6 protein-coding genes are annotated in these 5,753 nt (G+C 61.2%); 4 read left to right on the top strand and 2 right to left on the bottom strand.

Annotated features, from left to right (window positions below; all coding sequences use genetic code 11):
- A partial coding sequence (locus JO226_RS03895) for a PTS transporter subunit EIIB (RefSeq protein ID WP_293493543.1) occupies window positions 1–163 on the bottom strand: 163 nt, incomplete at its 3' end.
- A gap of 236 nt (window positions 164–399) precedes the next feature.
- Between JO226_RS03895 and JO226_RS03890 the strand changes: the two genes are divergently transcribed.
- The 4 genes from JO226_RS03890 (at window position 400) to JO226_RS03875 (ending at window position 5,337) form a co-directional block, all read left to right on the top strand.
- Window positions 400–1,413, top strand: a complete 1,014-nt coding sequence (locus tag JO226_RS03890; RefSeq protein ID WP_293493540.1) for a LacI family DNA-binding transcriptional regulator — start codon at window positions 400–402, stop codon at window positions 1,411–1,413.
- 138 nt (window positions 1,414–1,551) lie between these two features.
- Entirely contained in the window at window positions 1,552–2,079 is a 528-nt protein-coding gene (gene hydN / locus JO226_RS03885; RefSeq protein ID WP_293493537.1) for an electron transport protein HydN, read from the top strand.
- Between the two features lie 8 nt (window positions 2,080–2,087).
- Window positions 2,088–4,307: a carbamoyltransferase HypF gene (gene hypF, locus JO226_RS03880; RefSeq protein ID WP_293493534.1), complete on the top strand. Its 2,220-nt coding sequence runs from the start codon at window positions 2,088–2,090 to the stop codon at window positions 4,305–4,307.
- Between the two features lie 7 nt (window positions 4,308–4,314).
- Window positions 4,315–5,337, top strand: a complete 1,023-nt coding sequence (locus JO226_RS03875) for a HoxN/HupN/NixA family nickel/cobalt transporter (protein WP_293493531.1) — start codon at window positions 4,315–4,317, stop codon at window positions 5,335–5,337.
- A 77-nt stretch (window positions 5,338–5,414) separates the two neighbouring features.
- On the opposite strand, the gene JO226_RS03870 is transcribed toward JO226_RS03875, so the two are convergent.
- Window positions 5,415–5,753, bottom strand: a 339-nt coding sequence (locus JO226_RS03870) for a CBS domain-containing protein (protein WP_293493528.1), incomplete at its 5' end; no start/stop codon positions are given.

The following is a 5,753-nucleotide window of genomic DNA, read 5'->3' as shown; positions in this document are numbered from 1 at the left end:
CCATCACGCCCTTAATGCTTTTCAGCGCGGCGCTGTCAGCAAGCGCCGGGTTCTGCAATACAAAGCGCAGGCGGGTCATACAGTGGGTGGCGGCGACAATGTTGTTCGCCCCACCCAGCGCCTGCACTACGTCACCGGCCAGAGCCGCATAGTTTTTAGACATCGGATTTGTATCCTGTGTTATCGATAAGGTACATCTTCACGCCTGCAATGACAGGGATGAAATGCCGCGTAGGAAACCGGTTCCACAAAATCATGATTAGTTTTATCTTGAGAGGCAAGATCTGTTTTTGTGTTATTCCTCTTTCGTGAGTAAGATCACTTATCGTGACCCGGTGCTGAAAATCGCCTGGGGCTGAAGTACACTGCCTGCACTTTATTCCTTAAGGACGATGCAAGATGGCAACTATGCTGGAGGTAGCAAAACGCGCGGGGGTGTCAAAAGCCACCGTATCCCGGGTCTTGTCGGGCAACGGTTATGTCAGCCAGGAGACGAAGGATCGCGTGTTTCTGGCTATTGCCGAAAGCGGCTATCGTCCAAATCTGCTGGCTCGCAACCTGGCGACCAGCAGAACGCAGACGCTGGGGCTGGTGGTGACCAACACGCTGTACCACGGCGTGTACTTCAGCGAACTGCTGTCCCATGCCGCCCGGATGACCGAAGATCAGGGACGTCAGTTGATCCTTGCCGACGGCAAGCACAGCGCCGACGAGGAGCGGGCGGCCATTCAGTACCTGCTCGACCTGCGTTGCGACGCCATTATCATCTACCCGCGCTTTCTTAGCGTCGAGGAGATGGACGAGATAGTTCAGCAGCATCCGCAGCCCATTATGGTGCTCAACCGCCGCCTGCGTCGTCATGCCAGCCATTGCGTATGGTCGGATCATAAGGCTTCAAGCCAGGCCGCCGTGGAAAAGCTGATTGCGCTCGGGCACCGGGATATCGCGTTTATCACCGGTTCGTTGGATTCGCCGACCGGTGTGGAGCGACTGTCCGGCTATAAAGCGGCGCTGGCGCAGCACGGTATTGCGCTGCGCGACGACTGGGTTGTTGAAGGGAAGTGGACGCCGGAAACCGGCGCCCGCGGCGTCGAGGCGCTGCTGGCGCGCGATGTCGCCTTCAGCGCGCTGGTCGCCAGTAATGACGATATGGCGATAGGCGCCATCAGACAACTTCACCTGCGCGGGATCCGCGTACCACAACAGGTGTCGGTGATTGGCTTTGACGATATCGCGCTGGCGCCTTATACCGTGCCGTCGCTGTCCAGCGTCAAAATTCCGGTCACCGAAATGGTTCAGGAAACCATCAACCGCCTGATCTTTATGCTCGACGGCGGTGAGTTTAACGTCCAGCAGAGCTTTCCTGGCGAACTGTGCCTGCGCGAGTCGGTGACGGCGAGAACGCCGGTCTGACGTTGTCATCGTCAGAAGTGACGATGACACGCAAAGGTGTTCCACATACCGCATCTAATCTCATGAGAAACAAGTAGTTAAAATATGGCGCAAATTATGCATGCCCTCACGGGTTAATGATTTCTGCTGGAGATTTTGATGAACCGTTTCATCATTGCTGATGCAAGCAAGTGCATTGGGTGTCGAACCTGCGAAGTGGCATGTGTGGTATCACATCAGGAAAATCAGGATTGCGCCGCGCTGACGCCGCAAACCTTCCTGCCGCGTATCCATGTCGTTAAAGGCGTGAATATTTCGACGGCGACCGCCTGCCGTCAGTGCGAAGACGCGCCCTGTGCGAACGTCTGTCCTAACGGGGCGATAAGCCGCGATAAGGGGTTTGTCCACGTGATGCAGGAGCGCTGCATCGGCTGTAAAACCTGCGTCGTCGCCTGTCCGTACGGGGCGATGGAGGTGGTGGTGCGCCCGGTTATCCGCAACAGCGGCATAGGGCTGAACGTACTGGCGGAAAAAGCTGAAGCCAACAAATGCGATCTCTGTTATCACCGCGCGGAAGGTCCAGCCTGCATAGCGGCATGCCCGACCAGTGCGCTGATCTGCGTGGATCGCAACCGCCTCGAACAGATGAGTGCCGAAAAACGCCGACGCGCGGCGTTTGCCGGGTAAGGAGTAACATGAACGGGGTAGTCATCCGCATTCGCGGCAAGGTGCAGGGGGTGGGTTTTCGTCCCTTTGTCTGGCAGTTGGCGCAGCAGCTTAACCGTCTCGGCGACGTCAGCAACGACAGCGAGGGGGTTCTGGTGCATCTGGTGGGAGGCGATGCGGGGTTTGTCGCACAGCTCTATGCCCGATGCCCGCCGCTGGCGCGGATCGATGCGGTACAGACCACGCCGTTCAAGTGGGATGCGCTGCCGGATGATTTTACCATCCATCAGAGCGAGTCGGGCAGCATGAGCACGCAGATTGTGCCGGATGCGGCAACCTGCCCGGATTGTCTGGCGGAGATGAACGACCCCGATAACCATCGCTACCGCTATCCGTTCATCAACTGCACCCACTGCGGACCGCGCTTTACCATCATCAACGCGATGCCCTATGACCGCCCGTTTACGGTGATGGCCGCCTTCCCGTTGTGCCCGTCCTGTGAAGCCGAATACCGCAATCCGCACGACAGGCGTTTTCATGCGCAACCTGTCGCCTGCGCCGACTGCGGTCCGACGCTTATCTGGCAGCATAGCAGCGTCAGCCATCGCGGCGAAGCGGCGCTGCTTGCTGCGGTGAATCTGCTGTCCTCGGGTGGTATTGTGGCGGTAAAAGGGCTGGGCGGGTTCCATCTGGTGTGCGATGCCGGTAACGACGAGGCGGTGGCGATGCTCAGAGCGCGCAAGCGGCGCCCGGCGAAGCCGCTGGCGATAATGATCCCTGATGCCAGTCACCTGCCTGCCAGCGCCCGAACGCTGTTGGCGCTGCCTGCCGCGCCCATCGTGCTGGTGGCGAAAACCGCCGTTGACGGCGTGTGCGAAGGTATTGCGCCGGGGCTGACGGAGGTGGGTGTGATGCGCCCGGCGAACCCGGTTCAGCACCTGTTGATGCAGGCGTTAAAGCGCCCGCTGGTGATGACTTCCGGCAACCTGAGCGGTAAACCTCCCGCGCTGAGCAATGCGGGCGCGCTGGACGATTTAGCCGCTATTGCCGACGGATTTTTGCTGCACAACCGCGACATCGTGCAGCGGATGGACGACTCGCTGGTGCGGCAGAACGGTGAAATGCTGCGTCGCGCGCGGGGCTATGTGCCTGACGCGCTGCCGCTGCCGCCAGGGTTTGCCGACGTTCCGCCGCTGTTGTGTCTTGGGGCTGATCTGAAAAACACCTTTTGCCTGGTGCGCGGCCAGCAGGCCGTGCTCAGCCAGCATTTTGGCGACCTCACCGATGAGGGCGTGGAAACGCAGTGGCGCAGCGCGCTGAAGCTGATGCAGTCCATTTATGATTTTACCCCGCAGCAGGTCGTTTCGGATGCGCATCCGGGCTACCGTTCCAGCCAGTGGGCGCACGCGATGCCGCAGCCGCACATCGCCGTTTTGCATCACCATGCGCATGCGGCGGCTTGCCTTGCCGAACATCGCTGGCCGCTGGACGGGGGCGACGTTATCGCACTGACGCTGGATGGAACAGGCATGGGAGAGGACGGCGCCCTGTGGGGCGGCGAGTGCCTGCGGGTGAACTATCGCGAGTGCGAACGGCTGGGCGGCCTGCCCGCCGTGGCGCTGCCTGGCGGCGATCTGGCGGCGCGACAGCCGTGGCGCAATCTGCTGGCACACTGTCTGGCGTTCGTCCCGGACTGGGAAATGTTCCCGGAAACGCAGCGCCTTTTGCAGCAGCCCTGGCCACTACTGACTCGGGCGATTGACCGGGGCGTTAACGCGCCGCTGGCGTCATCCTGCGGGCGGCTGTTTGACGCGGTCGCCAGCGCGTTGGGTTGCGCGCCCGAGTCGCTTAGCTACGAGGGGGAAGCGGCCTGTCTGCTGGAGGCGCTGGCGATGCAGTGCAGCGCCGTGACGCATCCGGTGACGTTACCGCTGCGGGGCGATGAACTGGATCTGGCCGTCTTCTGGCAGCAGTGGCTGTGCTGGCAGGCGCCTGCGGCGCAGAAAGCCTGGGCGTTTCATGATGCGCTGGCGCAGGGGCTTGCCGACCTCGCTCGCCACCACGCCAGCCAGCGTGGCCTCACTACGGTTGCCTGCGGCGGCGGCGTACTGCATAACCGGTTGTTAAAATCGCGTCTGGCGGCTAAGTTGGCGGATTTTACGCTTTTCTTTCCGGCGCTGCTGCCTGCGGGCGATGGCGCGATTGCTTATGGGCAGGCGGTCATTGCCGCCGCCCGGCTTCAGGGGTAAACGCGCCATGAGGGTGACCCCATTATTTCGCCAGCAACCGCGCGCGGCGCTGCTGATTTTATCGCTGCTGGCGGCTAATCTGCTGGCCTGGTGTTGGGCGTGGCGGGCATTTGGTCACAACGGCGCGCTGATGGCGGCCAGTTTGCTGGCGTGGGGCTATGGCCTGCGCCATGCGGTGGATGCCGATCACATCGCGGCGATAGATAACGTGACGCGCAAGATGATGCAGCAGGGCAGGCGTTCCTTCGGCGTCGGGGCATGGTTCTCGCTCGGTCACTCTTCAATCGTGGTGCTGGCCTCGGCGGCGATTGCCGCGACGGCAACGGCCTTCAGCCGGGATATGGCCTGGCTTCACGATACCGGCAGCCTGATCGGCACGGCGGTGTCTTCGGCGTTTTTGCTGGCGATGGCCTTCATCAACCTCGTGATTTTGCGCAGCGTCTGGCGCAGTTTTCAGGCGTTTAAACAAGGGAAACCGTTTAGCGAGAGCGTGGCGCCCGGCGGCGGTATGATGAGTTGGCTGTTCGGTAAAACGTTCCGCCTGGTGAACAAGAGCTGGCAGATGTACCTGGTGGGCTTTTTGTTCGGACTCGGATTTGATACGGCGACGGAAATCGGCGTGCTGGGGCTGTCAGCGGCCAGCGCCTCCAGCGGCATCGCTATCTGGTCTATCATGGTGTTCCCGGCGTTGTTCGCCAGCGCCATGGCGCTGGTCGATACGCTCGATAACGTGCTGATGGTCGGGGCCTACGGCTGGGCCTTCAACAAACCGCAGCGCAAGCTTTACTACAACATGACCATCACCGGCACTTCCGTTGTGGTGGCGCTGTTTATCGGCGGTCTGGAGGCGTTGGGGCTGGTGATGGACAAGTTTGCGCTCAGCGGCGGCGTGTGGGACGGGATTGGCGCTCTGAACGGGAACCTTGGCAACGCCGGTTTTATGGTTATCGGCCTGTTCGTGCTGTGCTGGGGCGTGTCAATGCTCAACTACCGCTGGCGTGGGTACGATTCGCTGGCGGCGCGGCACTGATATCATCAAGACCTTTCGCCGCCTGCGGCTGGAGATGGACGTTGCCAACCTGCATCGGCTGGCAAAACGTTTGGGGCTTAAATGATCCCGGCGTGATAGAAGTTTTGCAGGTTGATGGCCCCGGTCAGGCAGCCGTTCTCATCGACTACCGGCGCAGCGCTGATCTGATGGCGCATAAGCCTCTCTTTGGCGTCGATGGCGCGCTCCTGCGATTGCAGCGTGACGCCGCCTGTGGTCATTGCCTCGCAGACGGCGTCGTTGAGCGTGCCGCCGCGCACGAGCCAGCGACGCAGATCGCCATCGGTGAAGACGCCGCTGACCTGACCGGCTCTGTCGCAGACGGCGACCAGCCCCAGCCCGGTTCTGCTGAGCTCCAGCATGGCGTCCATCACGTTGGCGTCGACAGTGACCTTTGG

Origin of the sequence: Pluralibacter sp., assembly GCF_019237635.1 — a bacterium.
Taxonomy (GTDB): Bacteria; Pseudomonadota; Gammaproteobacteria; order Enterobacterales; family Enterobacteriaceae; genus Enterobacter_B.
This window is presented reverse-complemented; position numbering and strand designations above follow the sequence as displayed.